At 54.8% G+C, this 23,333-nt stretch carries 25 protein-coding genes; 11 read left to right on the plus strand and 14 right to left on the minus strand.

Annotated features, from left to right (window positions below; translation table 11 throughout):
- Positions 1–3: 3 nt before the first annotated feature.
- Entirely contained in the window at positions 4–2,310 is a 2,307-nt protein-coding gene (parC, locus tag C1J02_RS18385) for a DNA topoisomerase IV subunit A (protein ID WP_114879860.1), read from the minus strand.
- A gap of 200 nt (positions 2,311–2,510) precedes the next feature.
- Here parC and C1J02_RS18390 point away from each other — a divergent pair, with 200 nt between their 5' ends.
- From C1J02_RS18390 to C1J02_RS18405, 4 genes are all read left to right on the plus strand, one after another.
- Positions 2,511–3,161 carry an SH3 domain-containing protein gene (locus C1J02_RS18390; RefSeq protein ID WP_114879861.1) on the plus strand — a complete coding sequence of 217 codons (651 nt, stop codon included), beginning with the start codon at positions 2,511–2,513 and terminating at the stop codon, positions 3,159–3,161.
- 90 nt (positions 3,162–3,251) lie between these two features.
- Positions 3,252–4,079 (plus strand): SDR family NAD(P)-dependent oxidoreductase, encoded by an 828-nt coding sequence (locus C1J02_RS18395; RefSeq protein ID WP_114879862.1) that lies wholly within the window; start codon positions 3,252–3,254, stop codon positions 4,077–4,079.
- A gap of 57 nt (positions 4,080–4,136) precedes the next feature.
- Positions 4,137–4,343, plus strand: coding sequence for a twin transmembrane helix small protein (locus tag C1J02_RS18400; protein WP_114879863.1), 207 nt, complete (start codon positions 4,137–4,139; stop codon positions 4,341–4,343).
- A complete protein-coding gene (locus C1J02_RS18405) occupies positions 4,343–4,915 on the plus strand; it encodes a cob(I)yrinic acid a,c-diamide adenosyltransferase (protein ID WP_114879864.1) in 573 nt (190 codons plus the stop codon). The genes C1J02_RS18400 and C1J02_RS18405 overlap by 1 nt, the downstream gene beginning before the upstream one ends.
- A gap of 46 nt (positions 4,916–4,961) precedes the next feature.
- Here the strand turns inward: C1J02_RS18405 and C1J02_RS18410 are convergent, their stop codons facing one another.
- Positions 4,962–5,327 carry a VOC family protein gene (locus C1J02_RS18410; RefSeq protein WP_114879865.1) on the minus strand — a complete coding sequence of 122 codons (366 nt, stop codon included), beginning with the start codon at positions 5,325–5,327 and terminating at the stop codon, positions 4,962–4,964.
- 191 nt (positions 5,328–5,518) lie between these two features.
- Here C1J02_RS18410 and C1J02_RS18415 point away from each other — a divergent pair, with 191 nt between their 5' ends.
- Complete coding sequence (locus C1J02_RS18415) at positions 5,519–6,277, plus strand: electron transfer flavoprotein subunit beta/FixA family protein (RefSeq protein WP_114879866.1); 759 nt, start codon at positions 5,519–5,521, stop codon at positions 6,275–6,277.
- Positions 6,277–7,203 carry an electron transfer flavoprotein subunit alpha/FixB family protein gene (locus C1J02_RS18420; protein WP_114879867.1) on the plus strand — a complete coding sequence of 309 codons (927 nt, stop codon included), beginning with the start codon at positions 6,277–6,279 and terminating at the stop codon, positions 7,201–7,203. Before C1J02_RS18415 ends, C1J02_RS18420 begins: the two co-directional genes overlap by 1 nt.
- Positions 7,204–7,271: 68 nt before the next feature.
- Here the strand turns inward: C1J02_RS18420 and C1J02_RS18425 are convergent, their stop codons facing one another.
- Complete coding sequence (locus C1J02_RS18425) at positions 7,272–8,105, minus strand: DUF6473 family protein (RefSeq protein WP_114879868.1); 834 nt, start codon at positions 8,103–8,105, stop codon at positions 7,272–7,274.
- A 158-nt stretch (positions 8,106–8,263) separates the two neighbouring features.
- Between C1J02_RS18425 and C1J02_RS18430 the strand changes: the two genes are divergently transcribed.
- The gene (locus C1J02_RS18430) at positions 8,264–9,139 is read left to right on the plus strand and encodes a 3-hydroxybutyryl-CoA dehydrogenase (RefSeq protein ID WP_114880706.1); all 876 of its coding nucleotides are present in this window, start codon (positions 8,264–8,266) and stop codon (positions 9,137–9,139) included.
- 61 nt (positions 9,140–9,200) lie between these two features.
- Here C1J02_RS18430 and C1J02_RS18435 read toward each other — a convergent pair whose 3' ends face one another.
- From C1J02_RS18435 to C1J02_RS18465, 7 genes are all read right to left on the minus strand, one after another.
- A complete protein-coding gene (locus tag C1J02_RS18435; RefSeq protein WP_254693293.1) occupies positions 9,201–10,052 on the minus strand; it encodes a lysophospholipid acyltransferase family protein in 852 nt (283 codons plus the stop codon).
- Positions 10,053–10,125: 73 nt separating this feature from the next.
- A complete protein-coding gene (locus C1J02_RS18440; RefSeq protein WP_114879870.1) occupies positions 10,126–10,395 on the minus strand; it encodes an HPr family phosphocarrier protein in 270 nt (89 codons plus the stop codon).
- Positions 10,396–10,409: 14 nt separating this feature from the next.
- Positions 10,410–10,802 carry a PTS sugar transporter subunit IIA gene (locus C1J02_RS18445; RefSeq protein WP_114879871.1) on the minus strand — a complete coding sequence of 131 codons (393 nt, stop codon included), beginning with the start codon at positions 10,800–10,802 and terminating at the stop codon, positions 10,410–10,412.
- On the minus strand, positions 10,799–11,716 hold the full coding sequence (rapZ, locus tag C1J02_RS18450) for an RNase adapter RapZ (protein ID WP_114879872.1): 918 nt from the start codon (positions 11,714–11,716) through the stop codon (positions 10,799–10,801). Before rapZ ends, C1J02_RS18445 begins: the two co-directional genes overlap by 4 nt.
- Positions 11,713–12,147, minus strand: a complete 435-nt coding sequence (locus C1J02_RS18455) for an HPr kinase/phosphorylase (RefSeq protein WP_114879873.1) — start codon at positions 12,145–12,147, stop codon at positions 11,713–11,715. Before C1J02_RS18455 ends, rapZ begins: the two co-directional genes overlap by 4 nt.
- Positions 12,148–12,174: 27 nt before the next feature.
- Positions 12,175–13,902 (minus strand): sensor histidine kinase, encoded by a 1,728-nt coding sequence (locus C1J02_RS18460; RefSeq protein ID WP_205389827.1) that lies wholly within the window; start codon positions 13,900–13,902, stop codon positions 12,175–12,177.
- A 9-nt stretch (positions 13,903–13,911) separates the two neighbouring features.
- Positions 13,912–14,613 (minus strand): response regulator transcription factor, encoded by a 702-nt coding sequence (locus C1J02_RS18465; RefSeq protein WP_114879874.1) that lies wholly within the window; start codon positions 14,611–14,613, stop codon positions 13,912–13,914.
- 371 nt (positions 14,614–14,984) lie between these two features.
- Between C1J02_RS18465 and C1J02_RS18470 the strand changes: the two genes are divergently transcribed.
- Positions 14,985–16,583 (plus strand): phosphoenolpyruvate carboxykinase, encoded by a 1,599-nt coding sequence (locus C1J02_RS18470; RefSeq protein ID WP_114879875.1) that lies wholly within the window; start codon positions 14,985–14,987, stop codon positions 16,581–16,583.
- A gap of 58 nt (positions 16,584–16,641) precedes the next feature.
- Here the strand turns inward: C1J02_RS18470 and C1J02_RS18475 are convergent, their stop codons facing one another.
- Positions 16,642–17,358, minus strand: coding sequence for a hypothetical protein (locus C1J02_RS18475; RefSeq protein ID WP_114880708.1), 717 nt, complete (start codon positions 17,356–17,358; stop codon positions 16,642–16,644).
- A 91-nt stretch (positions 17,359–17,449) separates the two neighbouring features.
- Complete coding sequence (locus tag C1J02_RS18480; RefSeq protein ID WP_254693158.1) at positions 17,450–18,331, minus strand: LysR family transcriptional regulator; 882 nt, start codon at positions 18,329–18,331, stop codon at positions 17,450–17,452.
- Positions 18,332–18,517: 186 nt separating this feature from the next.
- Here C1J02_RS18480 and C1J02_RS18485 point away from each other — a divergent pair, with 186 nt between their 5' ends.
- Positions 18,518–18,877: a helix-turn-helix domain-containing protein gene (locus tag C1J02_RS18485; RefSeq protein ID WP_114879876.1), complete on the plus strand. Its 360-nt coding sequence runs from the start codon at positions 18,518–18,520 to the stop codon at positions 18,875–18,877.
- Positions 18,878–18,880: 3 nt separating this feature from the next.
- Here the strand turns inward: C1J02_RS18485 and C1J02_RS18490 are convergent, their stop codons facing one another.
- Positions 18,881–19,645: a sulfite exporter TauE/SafE family protein gene (locus C1J02_RS18490; protein ID WP_114880710.1), complete on the minus strand. Its 765-nt coding sequence runs from the start codon at positions 19,643–19,645 to the stop codon at positions 18,881–18,883.
- Between the two features lie 143 nt (positions 19,646–19,788).
- Here C1J02_RS18490 and C1J02_RS18495 point away from each other — a divergent pair, with 143 nt between their 5' ends.
- The gene (locus C1J02_RS18495; protein ID WP_114879877.1) at positions 19,789–21,474 is read left to right on the plus strand and encodes an acyl-CoA dehydrogenase family protein; all 1,686 of its coding nucleotides are present in this window, start codon (positions 19,789–19,791) and stop codon (positions 21,472–21,474) included.
- Here the strand turns inward: C1J02_RS18495 and C1J02_RS18500 are convergent.
- The gene (locus tag C1J02_RS18500; RefSeq protein ID WP_114879878.1) at positions 21,471–22,682 is read right to left on the minus strand and encodes an MFS transporter; all 1,212 of its coding nucleotides are present in this window, start codon (positions 22,680–22,682) and stop codon (positions 21,471–21,473) included. The genes C1J02_RS18495 and C1J02_RS18500 overlap by 4 nt on opposite strands.
- Between C1J02_RS18500 and C1J02_RS18505 the strand changes: the two genes are divergently transcribed.
- Positions 22,681–23,331, plus strand: a complete 651-nt coding sequence (locus tag C1J02_RS18505; protein WP_162798375.1) for a TetR/AcrR family transcriptional regulator — start codon at positions 22,681–22,683, stop codon at positions 23,329–23,331. The genes C1J02_RS18500 and C1J02_RS18505 overlap by 2 nt on opposite strands.
- Positions 23,332–23,333: the final 2 nt, after the last annotated feature.

Consider the following 23,333-nt stretch of genomic DNA (forward strand, 5'->3'; position numbering starts at 1 on the left):
CGATCAGTTGAATTTATTGTCACGCGGGAACCCACGCGGGGCCATGCGCCCCGCACTGGCCCTTTTGCCGGACCATTCGGCCAAGTCCACCTCTGTGCGGGTGCGACCCGCCGGATCAAGCCAGCTCAGCCCCTGCGCGCTGTCATAGGTGGTGGCATCAGACAGCCCACCGTCTTTGTATTTCTGCAAACGCACGCCTTTGCCCCGCCCCATTTCAGGCAGTTCATCAAGGCCGAATACCAACACTTTGCGATTCTCGCCCACTGTTGCCACGCTGTCGCCTCTGACCGGGCGACACACCCGTGCAGATACATCGCCGCGCACATTCAGCACCTGCTTGCCACTGCGGGTCTGGGCAATCACATCGTCTTCGGGCACCACAAATCCATCGCCTGCACTGGATACCACCAAAAGTTTGCGGCCCTGCTGGTGGATGAACAATGCGACAATCTGGGCCTCGTTCGGCAAATCAACGATCAGGCGCAATGGTTCGCCCATCCCCCGCCCACCGGGCAGGTTTGAGGCGGAAACTGTGTAAAAACGCCCGTTTGATCCAAACGCCAGCAGCCGGTCCGTGGTTTCAGCGTGAAAAATAAATCGCGGTCCGTCTCCGTCTTTAAATTTCAGTTCGCGGTTGAGATCAATGTGGCCGGTCATCGCTCTGATCCAGCCCATCTGGCTGCACACAACGGTGATCGGCTCACGGTCAATCATCGCCTCAATGGGCACATCTTCAACTTCACCAGCCTCGGCAAATGTCGTGCGCCGTGCACCACCGTGCCAATCCTTGCCAAATTGTTTTTTGGTTTCGCGCAACTGGTCGGTGATGCTGTTCCATTGCAGGGCATCACTTTCCAGCAGGTCCTCAAGTCCTGCGCGTTCTTCCATCAACGCGGATTGTTCGCGCAGCAGTTCCAGTTCTTCCAAGCGCCGCAAGGACCGCAAACGCATGTTCAGGATCGCATCAACCTGCACCTCGCTCAGCGAAGGTTCGGTTGCCGGAGCCGGGGACACATAATCTGCCTCATCGCGGGCCCGGACGTGATCAAGCCCCCAGTCCTCGCGCATCAGTGCGGCCTTTGGATCGTCATCATAGCGGATAACATCAATCACCCGATCTAGATTGAGGAATGCAACGATGAAGCCTTCCAGAACTTCCAAACGATGGTCGATCTTTTCCACACGGTGGATCGAGCGGCGTTGCAACACCTCACGGCGGTGATCAAGAAAGGCGCGCAGCACCTCTTTCATGCTGCAGACTTTGGGCGTCAGCCCGTCAATCAACACGTTCATGTTCAGCGAAAAACGCACCTCAAGGTCCGAGTTGCGAAAAAGCATGCCCATCAGCACATCGGGATCCACATTCTTGGACCGCGGTTCAATGATCATCCGCACATCTTCTGCAGATTCGTCGCGCACATCCCCAAGGATCGGGATTTTCTTAGTCTGGATCAGATCGGCGATCTTTTCGATCAGCTTGGATTTCTGCACCTGATAGGGGATTTCTGTGATGACAATCTGCCAGACACCGCGCCCCAGATCCTCAACAGCCCAACGGCACCGCAGGCGGAATCCACCTTTTCCGGTGCGATAGGCTGACGCGATATTTTCGGGCGGTTCAACAATCACGCCACCTGTCGGGAAATCCGGCCCCGGCACGTAGTTCAGCAGTGTGTCGTCGCGGGCATCGGGCGTCTTGATCAGGTGGATACAAGCGTCACACAGCTCCGCAATATTATGCGGAGGGATGTTCGTCGCCATCCCCACGGCAATGCCGGATGACCCGTTTGCCAACAGGTTTGGAAACTGCGCGGGCAGCACGACCGGTTCGGTCAGCGTGCCATCATAATTTTCACGAAAATCAACGGCGTTTTCGGTCAGCCCGTCCAACATCGCCTCGGCCACGGCCGTCATGCGTGCTTCGGTATAGCGGCTTGCGGCGGGGTTATCGCCGTCGATGTTGCCAAAGTTCCCTTGCCCATCAACCAGCGGATACCGCACGTTGAAGTCTTGGGCCAAACGCGCCATCGCATCGTAAATCGCCGCGTCACCATGCGGGTGATAGTTACCCATCACATCGCCGCTGATCTTTGCCGACTTGCGAAAGCCCCCATCAGAGGCCAATCGCAATTCGCGCATTGCATAGAGGATTCGGCGGTGAACAGGCTTGAGCCCGTCACGCGCATCCGGCAATGCGCGGTGCATAATCGTCGAAAGCGCATAGGTCAGATAGCGATCACCAAGCGCGAGGCGCAGGGGTTCGGACACCTCTTTTGGGTCCAAGTTTGGGGGATCACCGAGTTCTGACATAGATGCTGTGTAGCCAAGGGCGCGACAGGCGGCAAGCGGATGATTGCACCCTTTGTGTAAAGCCGGCGACCAACTGCGGCAGCCCTGCCACGGGAAGAGTTTATTACAATTCCCCCTGCACAAAATATTAACAATTTGCTATTGGAACGTTTGAAGAAGTTTTGTGTTAGTATCCAAGTTAGATGTTCTGGGGTTCGGTAATGAAGAAATTTATTTTAGTCACTTTTGGTTTTCTGGGTTGGGCGTTCTATGAAATGAGCGGCGGCGCTGAGTTTGAACCAGCAAGTGTGCGTATGGCCAGATTGAACCCTGTCGCAGAAACCCAAACGCCCGTTCAGGCCGAGATGGTGCAAGAGATACCGACCGAGACTATTATCGCCGAGGCACCCGTGACGTTCGTGGACACCGATCCACCGCTCGATAACACCGTAACACGTGTGGCCCTGAACCTGACATCTTTGCAGGACGTTCTGACAGAAGCAGACCCGATCGAGCCGGCACTTGAAGCAACGGGAAAAGACGACACTGGCGTACCCCAAAATGTAGGTGTCTTGGTGTCATCCGCCGATACCCCTGCGATCATTCCGAGCCTGATTGCCCCGAACGAAGGCGTGGCGGCTGATCAGACTGCAAATCTTGCATCATCGAGTGTGGGGGATGTGCGTACTGTGTCTGCAAACCGGGTGAATGTGCGGGGCGGGCCGGGCACAGATTTCGACGTCGTGACCAAACTGGTGCGCGGTGACGCGGTGGAAGTATTGCAAGACAACGGTGACGGCTGGGTCAAGATGCGCACCCTTGATGGCGGCCCCGAAGGATGGATGGCGGATTTCCTTTTGGTGGGCGGTTAAGCTTCCGTTAATCCGTTGAACTCACGCGATGCTTGTTGTGTTTCGCGCAATGACGCGCAATGAAAGGTCTCCAACTTGGGGGCCTTTTTTATGTCTGCTAAATCCATCCTGATCACCGGCTGTTCCAGTGGCATCGGCTATGCCGCGGCCCATGGCCTGCGCGCACGGGGCTGGCGGGTATTCGCGGCATGCAGGCAACAGTCCGATTGTGACCGCCTTGCAGCAGAAGGGTTCGATGCACCCCTTTTGGACTACACCGATGAGGACACCATTCACGCGACCATTGCCCATGTGCTGGCGCAAACGGGCGGCACATTGGACGCGGTATTCAACAACGGTGCACACGGGTTGCCCGGTGCGGTGGAAGATTTGCCCACCGCAGCTTTGCGCGAAATATTCGAGAGCAACTTTTTTGGCTGGCACACGCTGACCCGTGCTTTGATCCCTGTGATGCGCAAACAGGGGCACGGTCGAATTGTGCAATGTTCCTCTGTCCTGGGGTTCGTCACCATGCCCTGGCGCGGTGCCTATAACGCAACCAAATTCGCCCTTGAAGGGCTGACCGATACCCTGCGCATCGAAATGCGCGATACCAATATTGACGTGATCTTGATTGAGCCGGGCCCTATCACGTCAAAAATTCGGGTGAATTCGATCCCGCATTATGAACGCTGGATTGACTGGAAATCATCAATCCGCGCAGAGCAATATCAGACAACTCTGAACAAGCGTCTTTACGAATCGTCTGGCCCGGACCGGTTTGAATTGCCCGCAGATGCTGTGGTCAAGAAACTGGTTCATGCGGTCGAAGCGCGCCATGCCAAGGCGCGGTATTACGTCACAACCCCCACCCATATTGCTGGTGTATTACGCCGTATTCTGCCAACAAAGGCGCTGGATTGGGTACTGGGTCGCTAAAAAAGGTTGCGCAATGGCGCTTGCCCGCTACATCTGCGGGCAACAAAGGATAGTCTTATGCCCTCTGATCCCCTTTTTGTCATTGTCGTGCTGGCCGTTTTGCTGGTTGTTGTGGTGCTGATGTTTGGCCTTGGCGGTTTCGCCGGAGGCGGCGCGTTTAACAAGCGCAATGCCAACAAGATCATGCGGCTGCGCCTGATCACGCAGTTCATCGCGGTGGTGCTGATCGTGGCCTATGTCTACCTGCGCAAGGATGTCGGTTGATGGTTGTTCTCAATAAAATCTACACCCGCACAGGGGACGCAGGGACAACCGCTTTGGGCAATGGTGAGCGCGTCGCCAAGCATAATGCGCGAGTCGAAGCTTATGGCACCTCAGATGAGTTAAATTGTTTTGTTGGCGTTGCACGGCTTGAGGCGACCGGTGAAACCGACGCTGCATTATCCCGCATTCAAAACGATCTCTTTGATTTGGGTGCCGATCTGTGCCGCCCCGACATGGATGCTGACAAAGATGCGGAATACCCGCCCCTGCGCATGGCTGCCGAGCAGGTTGACCGGCTTGAGCGCGAGATTGACGTGATGAACGCCGATCTGCAGCCACTGCGCAGCTTTATTTTGCCGGGTGGCAAAGCATTGGCAGCGCATCTGCACGTTTGCCGCACAGTGGCACGGCGCGCCGAACGCTTGGCGGTGTTTCTTGCAGAAGACGAACCAATCAATCCATCGGCGGTAAGGTACCTCAACCGATTAAGCGATTGGTTCTTTGTCGCCGCGCGCATGGCAAATAACGGCGGCAAGGATGATGTGCTGTGGGTTCCGGGCGCGAACCGTTGAACGTCGTACATAACCTAAACGCGTGAGATACAAAATCGGCTAGGTTTCAAGGCGCTACGGGTTCCCAAAGCTCAATAGCGTTGCCTTCCAGGTCACTGAGATGCGCAAATTTCCCGATGCCCGGCATATCATCCAGCCGTTTCACCGCAATGCCTGCCTTATCTAACTGCCGCATCATCGCCTCCAGATCGGCAACCCGGAAATTAAGCATGAACGATTTGTCAGCCGGGAAATAATCTGTATCAGCCGCAAAAGGCGCGAAAACTGTCGGTCCGCCTTCGGCCATCCAGGGAAGGCTCTCAGCATCTGTGGGGACGGGATCAATACCAAGATGATCATTGTACCATTTGGCCAGCGATTGCGCATCGCCCGACCGAAAGAAAAACCCGCCGAATCCCAAAACCTTTTCCATGTCATTCTCCTTGTTGCACAAAAGGCGGATCAAAGGTGGCGCTAACACTATTCCGGACGTTACGTTCGTGGCGCAATGTCGCGCAATAATGACGATTTTCCTCTGTTTCACCGCACCTGAACGTTATATCACCCAACGAGAGTTTCGGAATGCCGGACATCCGGCACCAAGAGTTGAGGAGAAAAACGCCCATGAAGGTATTGGTACCTGTCAAACGCGTGATCGATTACAATGTGAAAGTACGCGTAAAAGCGGACGGATCGGGTGTTGATCTTGCCAATGTGAAAATGTCGATGAACCCCTTTGACGAGATTTCTGTCGAACAGGCGATCCGCCTGAAAGAGGCAGGTCAAGCCGACGAGATCGTCGTAGTTTCCATTGGCGTCAAGCAAAGCCAGGAAACGCTGCGTACGGCGTTGGCCATGGGTGCGGACCGGGCCATTCTTGTTGTGGCAACAGATGATGTGCACAATGACATTGAGCCGCTGGCAGTTGCCAAAATCCTCAAGGCAATTGTAGACGAAGAAAAACCGGGTCTGGTCCTGACGGGCAAACAAGCCATCGACAATGACATGAACGCGACAGGGCAAATGCTGTCTGCGTTGCTGGGCTGGTCGCAGGCAAGTTTTGCTTCTGAGGTTGCCATTGACGGTGATCACGCCGTGGTCACACGTGAGGTGGACGGCGGCCTGCAGACCATCAAAGTGACGATGCCAACCGTTGTCACCGTTGATCTGCGCCTGAATGAGCCACGCTATGCGTCCCTGCCCAACATCATGAAGGCAAAGAAAAAGCCGCTGGATGAAAAAACGCCTGAGGATTACGGCGTTGATGCGTCTAACCGTCTTGAGATTGTTAAGACGGTCGAACCAGAAGCGCGTGCTGCTGGCATCAAAGTGGCATCGGTTGACGAACTGGTCGCGAAACTCAAAGAAGCGGGGGCTGTGTAATGGCTGTTCTACTCCTTGCAGAAGTTACTGACGGCGAATTGGCAATGGATGCCACAGCCAAGGCTGTGACCGCCGCCAAGCAATTGGGTGACGTGACTGCACTGTGCTGTGGTGGTTCTGCCGCTGCAGCTGGCGAAGCCGCCGCCAAGATTGATGGCGTGTCGAAGGTGCTGGTCGCAGAAGACTCATCCTTGGGTCACCGTCTGGCGGAATCAACAGCCGCATTAATTGTATCGCTGGCGGGTGATTACGATCACATCGTCGCCCCGGCCACGACAGACGCAAAAAACGTGATGCCCCGCGTCGCGGCGTTGCTTGACGTGCAAATCATCTCTGACGCCTCAGGTGTTGTGGATGCCGACACATTCGAGCGTCCGATCTATGCCGGTAACGCCGTGCAAACCGTCAAATCAAAAGACGCAAAAAAGGTCATTACCTTCCGCACATCGACATTCGATGCAGCAGGGGATGGCGGATCTGCTTCTATTGAAACCATAAGTGCCGTCGCAAACCCCGGTCTGTCCGAATGGGTGGAAGACAAGGTCGCAGCATCTGACCGTCCTGAGCTTACCTCGGCGGGCGTGGTTGTGTCCGGTGGTCGCGGTGTCGGGTCTGAAGATGATTTCGCCCTGATCGAAAAACTGGCTGACAAACTGGGTGCTGCTGTTGGCGCATCCCGTGCCGCGGTTGATTCCGGCTACGCCCCGAACGACTGGCAGGTTGGTCAAACGGGCAAGGTTGTCGCCCCTGATCTTTATGTCGCGGTCGGTATTTCAGGTGCGATCCAGCACCTGGCCGGTATGAAAGACAGCAAGATCATCGTCGCCATCAACAAAGACGAAGAAGCGCCAATTTTTCAGGTTGCCGATTTTGGTCTGGTTGCGGACCTGTTTACAGCCGTGCCCGAGCTTATCGAAAAACTGTAGTTCTTGATAAGAAGACACGCCCTGGAAACGTGACATAAGGCCCGCCTCGCATGGCGGGCCTTTTGCTTTCATGCCAATGAATTGATCGCCTCAATCAACATTTCAGCCGCCTCTGCATGGGCACCCGGCCCCATCATTTGCTCAGCGGAAATTGCCTCCATCTGGCTGAACACCATGCCAGTTGTGCCTGCTGAAATTGCCTCTTGCGAGGCAACAACCTCGACCACTTTGGTGGCATATGGCCCTATTTCATCCATCATCTCTCGCGTGACAAAAAGCGGATCGGTGCCCAAAGTTTGATCATCATTTTCATCGCCGGACTGCGGTGCATGATCAGAAAGCCACAACAAGATCGTCTTGCCTTTGATCTGCCCCAGCATCAGCCGCATCCGCGCCAGCCAAGCCTGCTGCAGTTCTGCGCGCACTGTTGCGAACCTGTCCGGCGACACCAGCATTAGCCGCCTGAGCATGTGTTTGTTAAAGTGGAAATCCGCAAAATCCACCTCGCGGTAGATCGTGCTCAGCAGCTGCGATGCAGAAACAAACCGATCATTACGCCGCGGATGGACCGCGTAGAACCTGTTGGTCATGTTCTGCGCGCCAAGCACCTGGATCACCGTGATCTTGGCCTTGACCGCCGCATTTACGACGAATGGATCATGCGCAAATGCGTCAATCCCTGCATTTGGAAAACCGAAATTGGCACAGGTCGTGCCGATGGCTTTCTCCACCTGAGCAGGAAAAGGCTGTTCTATAAATTTCCCGTAGGTTTCAGTGCCCCCAATGAACGCCAGATACGGCGTGTCCAAATCACGCCTTGGCCCCCGGAACAGTAATTTCGAATTGCCGTATCTGCACGGCAAATAATCAAGGGCCCCCGGCCCCAACGCGTCATAGGTCATCTCGCCCACCTTTTTAACTCACCCACCACCAAGATGCAGCACCGGGTCCTGCGATTCCCTTAATGAGCGATTTTGATGCATCTTTTAGCCAATCCACGCCCTTGCGGCTGAACCCCCACGCACCTTATTGTGCCCAGGTAGCAGCAAAGGGCGCAGCCATGAATATCCAGTCAGTCGGGGTCGTCGGAGCAGGTCAAATGGGCAATGGCATCGCCCACGTGATGTCTTTGGCTGGATATGATGTCATGTTGTCTGACGTCAGTGCCGACGCCTTGACCAAGGCCATTGAGATCATGACCGGCAACATGGATCGTCAGGTCAGCCGCGAAAAAATCACCGCATCAGAGCGTGACACAGCGCTTGCCCGGATCACCACCACCCAAACGCTTTCTGAATTGGGTCAATGTGATCTGATCATCGAATCCGCCACTGAACGTGAAACGGTCAAGCAGGCCATTTTCGAAGACCTGTTGCCCCATTTGAAGCCTGAGACAATTCTGACCTCAAACACGTCTTCAATCTCAATCACCAGATTGGCCAGCCGCACCGACCGGCCAGAAAAGTTCATGGGATTCCACTTTATGAACCCCGTGCCGGTGATGCAGCTGGTGGAGCTGATCCGCGGTATCGCCACGGATGAGCAAACCTTTAACGCCTGCAAACAAGTTGTTGACCGGCTGAACAAAACGGCCGCCTCCGCAGAAGATTTTCCTGCCTTTATCGTCAACCGCATCCTGATGCCGATGATAAACGAAGCGGTTTACACCCTGTATGAAGGGGTCGGGAATGTGAAATCTATCGACGATTCTATGAAATTGGGCGCGAACCATCCGATGGGACCGCTTGAGTTGGCAGATTTTATCGGGTTGGACACCTGCCTGGCCATAATGAACGTTCTGCACGACGGGCTTGCGGATACAAAATATCGCCCTTGCCCACTTTTGACCAAATATGTCGAGGCGGGATGGCTGGGCCGGAAGACCCAGCGCGGATTTTACGATTATCGGGGCGATGTTCCGGTACCAACACGCTGATTTTTTCGGGCGCGCCGTTGCATCAATTTTCCAAGACCTCGGGAAAGGTTCGAGGTCGAAATTAGTCCTTTAATGCCAAGGTTTGCGTCCGCAACCAGGCCATGAACCCGCGTGGATCATCGGCATGTTTGTCGATGTCTTCCTGCGCAATGGGGTGCCCCACAATCGGTGCCTGAGGTTTGTTGCAACTGTGAACAATCTCATGCAACAGCAAACCCTGGCGCAGCATGGGGCTAAGTTTATTTGCGATCTGATAGGCCCTGCTGTTCTGACCGGGAAATTTCATCGGCACCACGCTTGCCCCCGATCGGCGGATCATTTTGGCGGTAAACACATTCCATTCCGCTTCAACAGCAGGACCAAACCAAGTCTCTGAGGTTGCAACGACGCCCGAGGGAAACAGAGCAACGACCCCACCTTCTTTGAGATAAGCCATTGCATTGGCTCGCATTTCCACGCCTTTGCGCTGGGCATCAGGATCATGAGGAAATGGCACTGGAATCATATAACTGCCTGCCACCTCATCAATTGACGTCAGCAAGGAACGCGTCAGAATCCGGTAATCAGGTCGGACGCGTCCAATTAGATCTGCAAAAATCATCCCGTCAACCATGCCATGCGGATGATTTGCGACCACCACAACGGGCCCCGTTTTCGGAATACGGTCCAGTTGGTATTGCGGCGTGGTCAGGTCAATCCCCATGGTATCAAGGGCAGCACGCCAAAAATGCTGGCCCGACGGCGCGCCGCGTTTTTCAAATTTGCGGATCATGCGCAGGATTGTCAGTTTGCCGGTGCAAAGCTCCATCGCGCTGATAATCCGCGATTTGATCGGATCCTGAAAAGTGGAGGCATAAGACAGACTGCGGCGGTCGTACTTATTGAAGGACACAGTCCCATCATCAGGTGCCACACCTGCGTCCGCCTTCGTATCATTTGTCTCATCAACCAAGCGGGATCACCTCTTTCAGACCGTTTTCAGTTTCCTAGAAGCCTTCGCCGAATTTGTCCGCGACAAGTGCTGTCAATGCTTCTGCCAATGCAGCCTCGTCCGGGCCAGACGTTTGGACGTCAATAGTGCTCCCCCGCGCGGCTGCCAACATCAAAAGCCCCATGATACTGTCACCGGACGCGGACATGCCATCTTTGCTGACCTCAGCGCGGGCGTCAAATGCTTCGACCACTTCAACCAATTTGGCCGAAGCGCGCGCATGCAACCCTTTTTCATTCACGATCTTGAGAGAGATATCAGTCATTCGTTTTGGGCCTTTTAACCTGCGCTGACATTTTGGCTGTCGATGTATTTCTTGCCTGCTTCAAGTGCCGCGCGAACCGCGTCCGGAACATCCATTTGCCGGGATTTGGCAAGCTTGATCAGCATTGGCAAGTTTGCACCATAAATAATTCGCCGGTTTTCGGGGCGGCAGGCGAGCAAGCTAAGGTTGGAAGGTGACCCGCCAAATAGGTCTGTCACCACCACAACGCCTGATCCCTGATCGACCTCGTCCGCGGCGACACATATTTCGCGTTCCTTTGCGGCGCGGTCATGGTCTGCCTCAATAGAGATCGCCCGAACCCCAATCTGGGACCCCACAACATGTTCAATGGCCGACAGATATTCCTGTGCCAATCCACCATGTGCAACTATCACAATTCCGATCACGTCACTGCCTTTACCGGGTGCTGGCGGTCCAGCTCGCGGTGTCTTATTGACACCTGCCAGCCCTGCTCTGCAAGGCTCAATGCGTGCTGTTCTGCCAATGTGACGGAACGATGTTGTCCGCCGGTACACCCAAACGCGATTGAAACATGTGACTTTCCCTCATCGCGAAAGGCCGGCAACAAAAGCGCACCAAGCTCAAGCACCTTGCTGGCAAAAGCGTCGTACCGGGGATCTTGGCTGACATAGGTTGCCACTTGCGGGTCAGTTCCATTGAGCCCACGCAGGCTGCTGTCCCAATAAGGGTTCCGCAAGAACCGGCAATCATAGACCATGTCAACACTGCGCGGCAGGCCACGTTTGTAGGAAAACGACTGTACCGAGATGGTCAAATGATGCTTGCCGGTCGGGGCAAACCAATGCTCGACCTCAGCACGCAGCTCGTGCACGTTCAGGTTGGTTGTATCAATCAGAACGTCGGCGCGGGCACGAATGGGCAACAACATGTCCTGTTCGCGGCGAATACCCTCTGCGGGTCGATCCGCAGGGGCCAGAGGATGACGGCGCCGCGTTTCAGAGAACCGCCGCAACAACACGTCGGTCGAACAATCCATATAGAGCAGTTCAACCATCAGCCCCTCACGGGCCGATAGCTGCCCCAAAAGGTCCAGCACACCATTTGTAGAAAAGTCGCGGTTGCGCGCATCAATGCCCAACGCCACAGAGCGCTCCTGCGCAGGCCCATCCAGCAACGCGGGCAATAGCCGCAGGGGCAGATTGTCAATTGCCTCAAACCCTGCATCTTCAAGCACATTCAGCGCCGAAGACCGCCCCGCACCGGACGGCCCTGTCACAAGCACAAAGCGACGACGCTCTGGATCCATTTTTGGGTCTTGAGGTGTTTCGGGCTCTTTCATAGAGGCATATCTAGGGTGCCCTGCACATAAAGCCAAATCCCTGCTGCAAAATGCGGGCTGGGTGCGGCGTAAAGGCAGCGCAGTGGTATACCAAGAACTGAATAACAATGGGCATCAGGCAGCCGCTGTTCTTCCCGCTGTGAAAGGTCAACGACCAGTTGCAGAGCCGTTGAACCGACATACTCCGCACGGAGCAATCCAATGCCCCGCGCCTCGATCAACCCGCGGATTGCGTCAGGCGCGGTCGCGGTCAGTGCCCCGGCACCATCAAGGTCGATCTGCGTGCGATCATCTGCGACCAACCCCGCGCCCATCCCGATCAATTGCAAAGCCAGCGAAGATTTCCCGCTGCCCGACGGCCCCACAATCAGCACGCCCTTGCCAGTGATTGAAACGGTCGTCGCGTGCACGATTTCAGTGCGCTGCTTCATCGCATACTGCGGCGTTTGCTCACGCGCTTAGGTAGGCAGGCCGACGACAAACCGTGCACCCAATGGCTCGGACGTGATGTCAGCGTCTGTAGGGCGAATGTTTTCGGCCCAGATTACACCACCATGCGCTTCGACGATTTGCTTTGAAATCGCAAGGCCAAGGCCGGAGTTATTGCCAAAATGCTCGTCCGGGCGCTGGGAATAGAAACGCTTGAATATCTTTGACAACGCCTGTTCCGGAATGCCGGGGCCTGTGTCCTCAACAACGATCAAAACACGGTTTTCACGTTTGCGCGCCCACACACGAATTGCATCGCCATCTTCACAAAACGAGATAGCGTTGGTGATCAGGTTTACGAATACCTGAGCCAACCGCGCCTCCAGCCCATGCACGATGATCGGCGAGGAGGGCAGATCGGTAATGAAATCAATGCCTTTGCCCTTGGCATCTTCACCCAGGTACTGGCCAAGGTTGCCAAGCATATGCAGCAAATCAAATGGTTCTTCTTCTTCCTTGACCAATTCTGAATCAAGGCGTGAGGCATTCGAAATATCGCTGACCAAACGGTCCAGCCGCCGCACATCGTGGTCAATGACATCAAGCAGTTTGTTACGTTGATCTTCACGCTTGATCATCCGCAGCGTGCCGACAGCAGACCGCAGTGAGGCGAGGGGATTCTTGATTTCGTGGGCCACGTCCGCTGCGAATTGTTCGTTCCCGTCGATGCGGTTGTAAAGCGCTGAAACCATACCGCGCAATGCGCCCGACAATCGACCAATCTCATCCGGGCGGGCCGTCAGATCAGGAATTCGAATGCGTCCGGGATTCATTTTGCGGGCATCCTTGTCACGGCCCAATTCCGCCGCCGCAGAAAGATCCGCAAGTGGATTCGCGATGGTTGATGCCAAAACAAGACTAAGGCCAATCGAGACCAGTGTCGCGATGACGAACATCTGCAAAACGCGTTCCCGTTCACTGCGCACAAATTTATCGATCTCTCCCGCGGCAGAGGCAATAGCGACCACACCCACAGCCTGACCGCCCTGCATGATGGGGGTCATCACTGTGAACAAAGTGTTGCCGGCCGTGTCCAGCTTGTACTCTATCTGTGTACCGTTTTTCAGGCTACCTGCGACCAAGGTTTTAAGCTGCGTTTCCATAGGTTCACCAACGGGTGCATCCTCTGCTCCGCTGAAAGGGCTGGAAACCAAATTCCAAACCCAGCTCAGTCCATCGGTCAGAACGGTCGGGTTTCCTGTATCAGGTACACCAGGCGTTTTTTCCAATGCCAAACGCCCCTCAGATACCGCAACCAACGTTTCAGCGGCGTCAAAAACAAAGATCTCGATCCCACTGCGCAGGTCGAGACCATTGAGTGTCGCTTCGACATCAATACCGTCCTTGGTGGCTAGATTTACGGGTGCACCGTCAGGCAGTTGCGCCTCAAGCACATCCGCAATCAATTCAGCTTCTGAAACCAGCGAAGCCCCCCGTTGAACCGCAAGCGAGTCTCTTGACGAATTGAGATACAGAATGCCGGCAACCAGCACGTTCAGAGCGATAAGGTTGAACGTGATGATCTTTCGCGTCAGCGGCGAGGCCCGCAGCGAAAACAGACCGCGCCGTTCACGATGCACCCGCATCTCATCAGGCACGGCCGCATGCGGCGCGACCCAATCGTCGCCCAGCACAACATCGCCGTCCCGCGTGGTTTGGGCCAGATCCCGCACAAAGTTCCTTTCCACAATCGCCATCGGCGCTACTTACTCTTCGTTATATCTGTAGCCGATACCGTAAAGTGTCTCAATCGCTGAGAATTCATCATCCGCTGTGCGCATCTTCTTGCGCAGACGCTTGATGTGGCTGTCGATGGTGCGGTCATCCACATAAACTTGATCGTCATAGGCCACGTCCATCAACTGATCGCGTGATTTGACAAAGCCGGGACGCTGGGCCAGAGCCTGAAGCAGCAAAAATTCCGTGACGGTCAGGGAAACATCATTGCCCTTCCATGAAACAGAATGACGCAAGGGGTCCATCCGCAACTCACCGCGGTCCATCACTTTGGTTTCCTCGGTGTCCCCGACTTCATTGGTTTCAACCGCATCTTGCCGACGCAACAAAGCGCGAATGCGTTCAACCAGCAAGCGCTGGCTAAATGGCTTTTTGACGTAATCATCCGCCCCCATACGCAGGCCCAGAACTTCGTCAATCTCATCATCTTTTGACGTCAAAAAGATCACTGGCATGGCGGTCTTTTGGCGCAGCCGTTGCAACAAATCCATGCCGTCCATGCGTGGCATCTTGATGTCCAGAACCGCCATATCGGGCAGCTGTTTGTTAAACGCGTCCAGCGCTGCTTGACCATCATTATAGGTTTCCACTTCGAAACCTTCGGCTTCGAGAGTCATCGCGACGGACGTCAGGATGTTCCTGTCGTCGTCCACCAATGCAATTTTCGACATTGCCTGTTTCCTTTTTTCTGCTCAATTACCGATTTTTATTTTTCGTCATTGATCACCATAATTGGTCGCCGAATCAATCTTTAAGTGCGAATCAGCCGCAGCTACCTCCCTATTTTCGCCACAATTTGGTTATTAATGGCTAAATTGCCGCACTTTCTCACCACCGGTGAAGCCAAGAATTTATGCAACAGCAGACTATGAGACACCAGAGAGGCCAAAGATCGCTATGGTGGCGCTAACTGCATTAAAGCTGGCTGTTCATAGCTCAAACCCTCGTGCTAAGACCCGCTTTAGGGCCAGGTTGGCCAAGGGTAAACCAGCCCGTTCAAGCAAGACTTGCGCCTAAAACTGCGCAGTACAGGAGACAAAATATGACATCTGGCCGGGTAAACCCGCAGTTTCGCCTTGAAGATCAACAGATCAACGGGTTGGGCAATGTCTATTACAATCTGATGGCACCTGCGCTCATTGAAACTGCGCTAAAGCGCGGTGAGGGCACGTTGGGCAATGGCGGCGCGTTTCTGGTAACGACTGGCAAATTTACGGGGCGGTCGCCAAAGGACAAACATGTCGTCAAAACGGACAGCGTGACCGAGACAATTTGGTGGGAAAACAACGCTGAAATGTCACCCGCGGGATTTGATGCACTTTATGCTGATATGCTCGAACACATGCAGGGCGGCGATTATTTTGTGCAGGATTTGGTTGGCGGGGCTGACCCCAAATACGCAATTAACGTACGCATGATCACCGAACTGGCGTGGCATGGATTGTTCATTCGCACAATGCTGCGGCGCCCGGATCGCGAGGCATTGGATGAATTCATCGCCGACTTCACAGTGATTAACTGTCCCAGTTTCAAAGCAGACCCTGCCAAACATGATTGCCGGTCAGAGACCGTCATCGCGATGAATTTTGACCGCAAGATGATCTTGATTGGCGGCACCGAATACGCCGGCGAAAACAAGAAGTCTGTTTTCACTTTGTTGAACTATTTGCTGCCTGAAAAAGGCATCATGCCGATGCATTGCTCTGCCAACCACGCGACCGGAAACCCTGTCGACACCGCTGTTTTCTTTGGGCTTTCTGGAACCGGCAAGACAACGTTGTCCGCCGATCCGGGTCGCACGCTGATCGGGGACGATGAACATGGCTGGTCTGACAACGGCACCTTTAACTTTGAGGGCGGCTGTTATGCCAAAACGATCAACCTTAGCCGAGAAGCAGAGCCGGAGATCTATGCGACAACAGAGAAATTCGGCACCATCATCGAAAACATGGTCTATGACGAAGAGACCAGGCAACTGGATTTCCAGGATGACAGCCTGACGGCCAATATGCGCTGCGCCTATCCGTTGCACTATATCTCTAACGCATCGACAAAGGCGGTGGGTGGCCACCCCAAGAATATCATCATGCTGACCTGTGATGCCTTTGGTGTCCTGCCCCCAATCGCGCGGCTGACGCCAGCGCAGGCGATGTACCACTTTCTGTCCGGGTTCACCTCAAAGGTGGCGGGAACGGAACGGGGCGTAACCGAACCGGAACCGACGTTTTCAACCTGCTTTGGCGCGCCGTTCATGCCGCGCCGCCCAGAAGTCTACGGCAACCTGCTGCGCGAAAAGATTGCCCAACATGGCGCTACATGCTGGTTGGTCAATACTGGCTGGACAGGGGGCGCTTATGGCACCGGCAGTCGTATGCCGATCAAAGCCACCCGCGCCTTGCTCACGGCAGCCCTCGAAGGTGCGTTGGCGGATGTTGAATATCGCAAAGACAAGAACTTTGGCTTTGAGGTGCCTGTTTCCGTTGCTGGTGTGCCTGACATCCTGCTGGACCCACGCCGCACATGGGATAATCCCGAGGCGTACGATCGCCAGGCCGCCAAATTGGTTGGCATGTTTGCAGAGAATTTCGGGCAGTACCTGCCATACATCGACAGCGATGTGAAAGACGCCGCAATCGGATGATATATTGTGACTTCTGGGTCAAAAGAGCCGCAGGTAACTGCGGCTCTTGTTGCATCCGTCAGGCGGCAAGTGTTTCCAATTCTGCGCTGGGCAAATCCAGCAAGAACCGAATATCCTCGTCGCTCATGTAAACCATGACTGCTTCCATCGCATCCGGTTGGTTCTTAAGATACCAACGCAGCGCAAGTGGTTCGGCATGCATGAAACCCATGCGCAGGCAAAACCCTTTGTACGCCACAGGTCGCGTCATAAAGCCGATGACATACTCAGCCCCAAATTCCTTTATCGCGGCCAGCATGGCGCAACGTCCCAGAATGCTGGAAATGCCGGTGCCTCTGAACTGACCGGGTTCGCCGCCTACCCATGTTTCTCCAGAATACACGACGCGGCCTTTTATCCTTTTGGCACCCGGCCCAGGCTTGTATCGGGATCGACCATAGTCGATGTCCATTTCGGAGGGGGCAAACCCATGAAAATTCTGCCGAAAAAACTCTGAGACAGAATCGTTTCCGGTGGGCAGCAACCGGAGTGCCTGCGTATGCATGATCCGGCCTTGGCTGTCATGTCCAACAATCCACGCGGAATTGTTGTGGTTCATGTCGTGGGTGTCAGGATTGAAAGGGTCACCAATCCGGTGATCGGGCCGCGCCTGAGCCAGATACCCCAGATATTCCTCGAAATCATGACCAATGGTCAGACGAATTCCAAGCTTTTCGAGAACATCACGACTTGAGGCCTCAAATCTGTCCTCCGCGTCAAAACCATATAGCGCCATCGACCCCTCCTGCGGTTGCATTCAAGGCTAATCATAACGCATTTTATGTATTCTGCCGCAATATTCGCGCGTAGGTCGTTTTATGAGCGGTTTACATCACCATATCCTCTGACATTTGACGCAGCATATCGTCGCTGACATCTTGTATATCTACATCATAGGTTCTTCGAACCGCAGATATCATAGCAAAACTGTCGTCCGGAAAACGGGCACCAAGCAGCAGACGCTCGAAAGAAATCGGCAACATTTCAGCCTTTGTGCCCATTGGAAGGACCGTAAAAATGTGATCAAGCCGCACAGACTGATTCGTCTCAACTTCGGCGTAGGCAACGTTGGACAACACGCCAAAATTACCACCTCCCGGCATTTCGCCGAGCGGACGGCCAATGCTGGATCGCGACACAGTCCAGCCAAACCATGTAACAAATGAACTTTTCTCGCCAACTTCTGTAAACAACCATTCCTCGCCAGCGCGTCGGAAAACGGTACAGTTTGGCCTCACCTGCTTCAGCGCGTCATGTTCCAGATGCCCCCCCGCCAGGGCCCAGGCTTTCATTACATCAGGCAACATAGGTGATGTTGATTCAAAGAGCTTACCGATTGGTTGCTGTTGCTGGAAAAAGAACCAGCCGTCAGGATCTTCGCGACGCAGATATTGCATCCCATTGATCAACCGGGATTGTCCTGTCAGCCATCCCTCAGCACGGGCCAGTAAATCAAGCGCTTCTGGCAATACCGCACTCCCCAATTCGGTGAGCACGTATTGCCGGTCAGCCACCGCAAAAAGCGGGCCACCCTTTATCTCTTCAAGTTGGTTAACGTGGCGCCGTACGGTCTGTCGGGTGCTATGCAATTCCCGTACCGCATGGCTCAAATTTAATGTCGCGGCCAAACAGGTGAAGGACCGCAACATCTCAAACAAAAGCGGATTGCTCCGGACATTCGCATTCGGCAATGGCAGGTTACCGTCCAAGAGATCAACACCCCGGATTCATGGTTAATAAATCATACAGCATGGGAACATGTATCACCCATCAAGGTGTGTTTTGTCAACCCGTAAAGGCCTATCTATAGTTGAAATCGGCTGAAAGTTACTCAATTGCCTGAAAGCGCGTTTTTTTTGCAAGGTGGTCGGAGTTCAATCAGAGGTTCCAGTAATATGTCCCACCCAGTCGATGTTCACGTTGGTCGCAAGCTAAAACAAGTACGCACTCTGCGCCGCCTTTCCCAAACCGATGTTGCCCGCAAGCTCAATCTGTCATTCCAGCAGATTCAAAAATACGAAATTGGCTCCAATCGCGTTGCGGCAAGCCGACTGTTTGAACTCTCTCAGATCTTGGATGTACCACCGTCGTATTTCTTCGAAGACCTGAAAGACAGCGCCGATACGCCCCCTAAAAAGGATCCTGGCATGGCGATTGTTACGGCCTTGGCGGCAATAAAGGACGATGCTGTAAAGTCCCGAATCGTGACATTTATCGAAGATATTTCAGGCAAAACCGTCGCGCGCCATATTTAACAGCTAGAACAAGGCGCGCCTGACAAGGTTGGCCCCGGCGACCAAAAGTACGAACAATGTTGCGCGCCTAAAAAGTTGCTGATCAATCTTGTCCATCACTTTGCCGCCGATCCACATGCCAAGTGCAGCCGGCAGAATCAGGGCGGCGGAAAAGGGCCATGTTTCTGCCCGCAATACCCCGGACCCGATATGCGCGCCCGCAAGGGCCGCGGAGCCCAAGCCGTAAATAACGCCCTGAATCCGCATCTGGTCATACTTTGGGGTGTTCAGTGCCGTCAGGTAAGCGACCGTTGGCGGCCCCCAGACCCCAGACATCCCCCCCATTACACCCGCAAATCCGCCAGCACATGCCTCAACGATCGTCGTGCGTTTTGCCAAATGGAATTGATATCCCGACAGTTGCAGCACGGCAAAAAATACCACTGGAATGCCGATCACCAACTTTAGCACGTCATCCGGCACAACACGCACCAGTTGTGCCGCAATCACGAGTGTGATTCCCCCCGCAATCAGGAAAACCCGAAACAACTTGATCGATTGCCACGCCGCCGTTGGCCCTTGCCGCAACGATTGCATCATGTTGCTGACCAGCGTCGGAAGAATCAGCCCGGCAAGCGCATATTCCGGCGCAATAAAGAATGTCAGGCCAGAGATCAGGACCAGCGGCATTGCAAAACCCACCACACCTTTGACTAAACCTGAAATCAAGGCAACCAACAGCGCCAGAATCAGATGACTGGTTGTCAAAAAGGGGAATAGAGCGTCCATGGGCCCTACATAACACCTGATAAATTCAGCGCATTCGAATTCCATCGCGTAATTTTAGAACAAAACGCCGCACCCAAACGTATCTTTGTTGTGCTGCACCTGCAAAGTAGCTATCCAGCTTTGCAAGCAAAAAGGACGATCACATGCCACATGACGGTCAGGATATGACGATGCAAAAGCCGATAATTCTGGATGATCTGTTGAAATTGACTGCGGCGGTGCTGCCTCCGCTTGATGCTGTCCTGCAAAAAGCCGTCACTCGCGTCCGGGAAATGGTCACTGCGGATGGCCGTGTTTCTGCCCCCCTGATCGAAGCGCATCAAACCGCCGCCCATGGTTTGGCATGGTTTGCCACATATACCCAGGCGCTGCGCCAGATGCAGGCATGGGCCGAGCGCCTGAGCGCGGAGGGTCGTTTTGGCGAAACAGAACAACTCCTCCATCAGATCGCCTTTGGTGAATATCTTTGGCAGATCTATGGCGGCATCCAGATGAACCAGGGCGAGGTCGTCCGCCTGCAGGACATGGGGCTTTCCCAGGACGACATGCGCGGCATGATGGAGCCTGCGATCATGTCACTGACCCAAGGTGGCAACACCCAATCGGCACGGACGCGCTTGGTTGAATTGATGCAGGAACATTCCGCCAATCTCACGGTGGGTGCCAGCGGGTTGGACGACGAATTGGAAATGATCCGCGAACAATTCCGCCGTTACGCCGTCGAAAAGGTCGAGCCATATGCGCATGAATGGCACCTCAAAGATGAATTGATTCCGATTGAGGTGATCAATGAACTGGCGGAAATGGGCGTTTTTGGCCTGACCATCCCCGAGGATCACGGCGGTCTGGGCCTGTCCAAGGCATCCATGGTTGTGGTCAGCGAAGAACTAAGCCGGGGCTATATCGGCGTCGGCTCGCTCGCCACCCGCTCCGAGATAGCCGCCGAACTGATTCTGTGCGGCGGCACAGAGGCACAAAAATCCCAGTGGTTGCCAGGTCTTGCCAGTGGTGAAATCCTGCCAACAGCGGTTTTTACCGAGCCGAACACCGGGTCCGATCTGGGCGCGCTGCGTACCCGCGCCATCAAAGACGGTGACGACTATAAGGTGACTGGCAACAAGACGTGGATCACCCATGCGGCACGCACGCATGTGATGACCCTGCTGGCGCGCACCGATCCAGACACCACCGATCACCGGGGACTGTCCATGTTTCTGGCCGAAAAAACGCCAGGCGATGACGCCAACCCGTTCCCCACACCCGGCATGACAGGCGGCGAGATTGAAGTGCTGGGATACCGCGGCATGAAGGAATACGAACTGGCCTTTGACGGATTTGAGGTCAAGGGCGAAAACCTTTTGGGCGGCGAAGAAGGCAAAGGGTTCAAGCAATTGATGGAAACCTTCGAATCGGCCCGCATCCAAACCGCTGCACGTGCGGTGGGCGTTGGCCAATCCGCGCTCGATATCTCAATGCAATATGCGCAAGACCGCAAGCAATTCGGCAAAGCGTTGATCAACTTCCCGCGTGTCTCGGGCAAATTGGCAATGATGGCGGTTGAATTGATGATCGCCCGGCAACTGACCTATTTCAGTGCATGGGAAAAAGACCACGGTCGACGCTGCGACCTTGAGGCTGGCATGGCGAAACTTCTGGGTGCCCGGGTTGCCTGGGCCGCAGCGGACAACGGCCTGCAAATTCATGGCGGCAACGGTTTTGCGTTGGAATACAAGATCAGCCGGGTTTTGTGTGACGCCCGTATTCTTAACATCTTTGAAGGTGCCGCAGAAATTCAGGCGCAAGTGATCTCGCGCCGCCTGCTTGGTTAGGTCCTTTGGACGCGCACCGCACCCAAGCGGGGGTGCAGCCCACGGGCCAGCATCCCTGCGCCAAGCATCCCGCCACCACAAACGGCAAACAGCCCCGCGAGCGGCATCACCATAAGCACCAAGGCAGCGACAGCAGGCGTCAAGATCCCCGATACATCCCGGTAACTGGTGTAAACCGCTGACATCTCGGTGCGCTCGGATGGTTTGACGGCCATCAGGAATGGCAGCCCGCCGCACACGTCCAACATGATCAACATTGATGACGCGGCAAAAAGGCTGCCGACAACGACCCATGGCAAATCAGAAGTAACCCATGCCGCGACAAACAACGCACCACCGATCAGAAACGCCCCACTCACAGAGGCGCGCACCCCGAGTTTACGCACCAACACCAACATTGCCGGAGCCACAAAAAGAAACATGTTCGACGCCGAGAGCGCTGCGGCACCGACCGTGTCACCCAAACCCTTTTCCACACAGTAAATTGGCAGATAGACCACATAGACCCACCAGCCACACGAACGGACCACCGCAAACAACCAACCCGCAATCAAACGCGGTTGCGCCACAAAACGCCCCAGAAATGCGATCGGCAACGGTGACGGCGTGCGGGCGCGGGTGATCTGCTTGCCGTTTCCCAGCCGAAGCCGCCAAAACACAAATATCTGTGCAGCAGCAAAGCATCCCGCAACAATAAACGGCGCTGGTGTCCACCAATTGAGCAGCCAGACCCCGATGATCGGCCCGGCTGCCCAGCTTGGTCCGCTAAACACCAATCGCAATGTTTCGGATTTACCCAGATTGGTACGGGCTACATAATCAAGCACATAGGCGTTCAAACACACGGCCACAGTCACCGTTGCAACGCTCAAACACCCCAGTGCGATGGGAACGAGCGCGGGCAGTCCCGTCATCGCCAGTGCAATTCCCAGAACATAAAGCACTGATCCCACAGAATACATCAACCGGCGCGACAACCGGCCGGCAAGCCATGGAACCAACAAGCCAAAAATCAACGAGACAATGCCAACCGCCAGGTAAATCTGACTCACAGTAGCGGCATCGCCATAAGCGCGGTAAACCACCAACGGCATAACGGACATCAATGTGCCCCGAATACCTGCTTCCAGCCCGGACAGAATGGCGAAGTCCCTTACCTTTGGGATCGGCAAATGGGTCAGCGGCAAAGGGGCACGTGGTGCAATCATGAAGCCACTGCACCACTTTATGCCGCAGTCTGTCTTGGCCTTGTACGACACCAGACAGGTCGATTATGGCCCGTCCGAATCCTTGCCACATCTCAGCTCACAGCATATCCACCTGAATATGAGCACAACCCGCCTGACCTCAGACGATTGGCTAACCGCTGGATTTGATGCCTTGCAGCATGGTGGTGAAAATGCGCTCGCCGCGGAACCATTGGCGCGTCAGCTTGGTACCACGAAAGGGTCGTTTTACTGGCATTTCAAGGATGTTCCCGCCTTTCATGCGGCACTCATCACCAGTTGGCACGGTACTGCAATGGGGACGGTGACGGCCCAACTTTCAGGTGGCGGACCAGCCGATCAACGCCTGCGCAGCTTTGGCGCAGAGGTGTTGAGCGACCCGGTTGAGCCTCGCTTGCGGGTCTGGGCGCTATCAAATGCGGATTTGGCAGATGCATTGCACAAAGTAGACATTGAACGACTGGCCTATCTCACGACACTTTTGCGTCAGCTCGGCCTTGGAAATCCTGATTTTGCGCGCGCGTTGCTGGCCGCTTTGGTAGGTTTGCCGCAGGTTTCTCCAAATGACCGGGCTGTGCAAACAGCCACGTTTGACACGCTGGTCGATACGGTTCTGGCCCTGTCGCAATGATC

The sequence above is a fragment of the Sulfitobacter sp. SK011 genome (genome assembly GCF_003352065.1).
GTDB lineage: Bacteria > Pseudomonadota > Alphaproteobacteria > Rhodobacterales > Rhodobacteraceae > Sulfitobacter.

Excerpts from the sequence above, each read along its gene's own strand:
- C1J02_RS18495 (WP_114879877.1), top strand. The coding sequence starts at position 19,789 with ATGCCACATGACGGTCAGGATATGACGATGCAAAAGCCGATAATTCTG.
- C1J02_RS18415 (WP_114879866.1), top strand. The coding sequence starts at position 5,519 with ATGAAGGTATTGGTACCTGTCAAACGCGTGATCGATTACAATGTGAAA.
- C1J02_RS18470 (WP_114879875.1), top strand. The coding sequence starts at position 14,985 with ATGACATCTGGCCGGGTAAACCCGCAGTTTCGCCTTGAAGATCAACAG.
- C1J02_RS18410 (WP_114879865.1), bottom strand. The coding sequence starts at position 5,327 with ATGGAAAAGGTTTTGGGATTCGGCGGGTTTTTCTTTCGGTCGGGCGAT.
- C1J02_RS18475 (WP_114880708.1), bottom strand. The coding sequence starts at position 17,358 with ATGGCGCTATATGGTTTTGACGCGGAGGACAGATTTGAGGCCTCAAGT.
- C1J02_RS18420 (WP_114879867.1), top strand. The coding sequence starts at position 6,277 with ATGGCTGTTCTACTCCTTGCAGAAGTTACTGACGGCGAATTGGCAATG.
- C1J02_RS18455 (WP_114879873.1), bottom strand. The coding sequence starts at position 12,147 with ATGAAGCAGCGCACTGAAATCGTGCACGCGACGACCGTTTCAATCACT.
- C1J02_RS18490 (WP_114880710.1), bottom strand. The coding sequence starts at position 19,645 with ATGGACGCTCTATTCCCCTTTTTGACAACCAGTCATCTGATTCTGGCG.
- C1J02_RS18405 (WP_114879864.1), top strand. The coding sequence starts at position 4,343 with ATGGTTGTTCTCAATAAAATCTACACCCGCACAGGGGACGCAGGGACA.
- C1J02_RS18465 (WP_114879874.1), bottom strand. The coding sequence starts at position 14,613 with ATGTCGAAAATTGCATTGGTGGACGACGACAGGAACATCCTGACGTCC.
- C1J02_RS18425 (WP_114879868.1), bottom strand. The coding sequence starts at position 8,105 with ATGACCTATGACGCGTTGGGGCCGGGGGCCCTTGATTATTTGCCGTGC.
- C1J02_RS18440 (WP_114879870.1), bottom strand. The coding sequence starts at position 10,395 with ATGACTGATATCTCTCTCAAGATCGTGAATGAAAAAGGGTTGCATGCG.
- C1J02_RS18460 (WP_205389827.1), bottom strand. The coding sequence starts at position 13,902 with ATGGCGATTGTGGAAAGGAACTTTGTGCGGGATCTGGCCCAAACCACG.
- C1J02_RS18500 (WP_114879878.1), bottom strand. The coding sequence starts at position 22,682 with ATGATTGCACCACGTGCCCCTTTGCCGCTGACCCATTTGCCGATCCCA.
- parC (WP_114879860.1), bottom strand. The coding sequence starts at position 2,310 with ATGTCAGAACTCGGTGATCCCCCAAACTTGGACCCAAAAGAGGTGTCC.
- C1J02_RS18395 (WP_114879862.1), top strand. The coding sequence starts at position 3,252 with ATGTCTGCTAAATCCATCCTGATCACCGGCTGTTCCAGTGGCATCGGC.
- rapZ (WP_114879872.1), bottom strand. The coding sequence starts at position 11,716 with ATGAAAGAGCCCGAAACACCTCAAGACCCAAAAATGGATCCAGAGCGT.
- C1J02_RS18485 (WP_114879876.1), top strand. The coding sequence starts at position 18,518 with ATGTCCCACCCAGTCGATGTTCACGTTGGTCGCAAGCTAAAACAAGTA.
- C1J02_RS18430 (WP_114880706.1), top strand. The coding sequence starts at position 8,264 with ATGAATATCCAGTCAGTCGGGGTCGTCGGAGCAGGTCAAATGGGCAAT.
- C1J02_RS18390 (WP_114879861.1), top strand. The coding sequence starts at position 2,511 with ATGAAGAAATTTATTTTAGTCACTTTTGGTTTTCTGGGTTGGGCGTTC.
- C1J02_RS18400 (WP_114879863.1), top strand. The coding sequence starts at position 4,137 with ATGCCCTCTGATCCCCTTTTTGTCATTGTCGTGCTGGCCGTTTTGCTG.
- C1J02_RS18505 (WP_162798375.1), top strand. The coding sequence starts at position 22,681 with ATGAAGCCACTGCACCACTTTATGCCGCAGTCTGTCTTGGCCTTGTAC.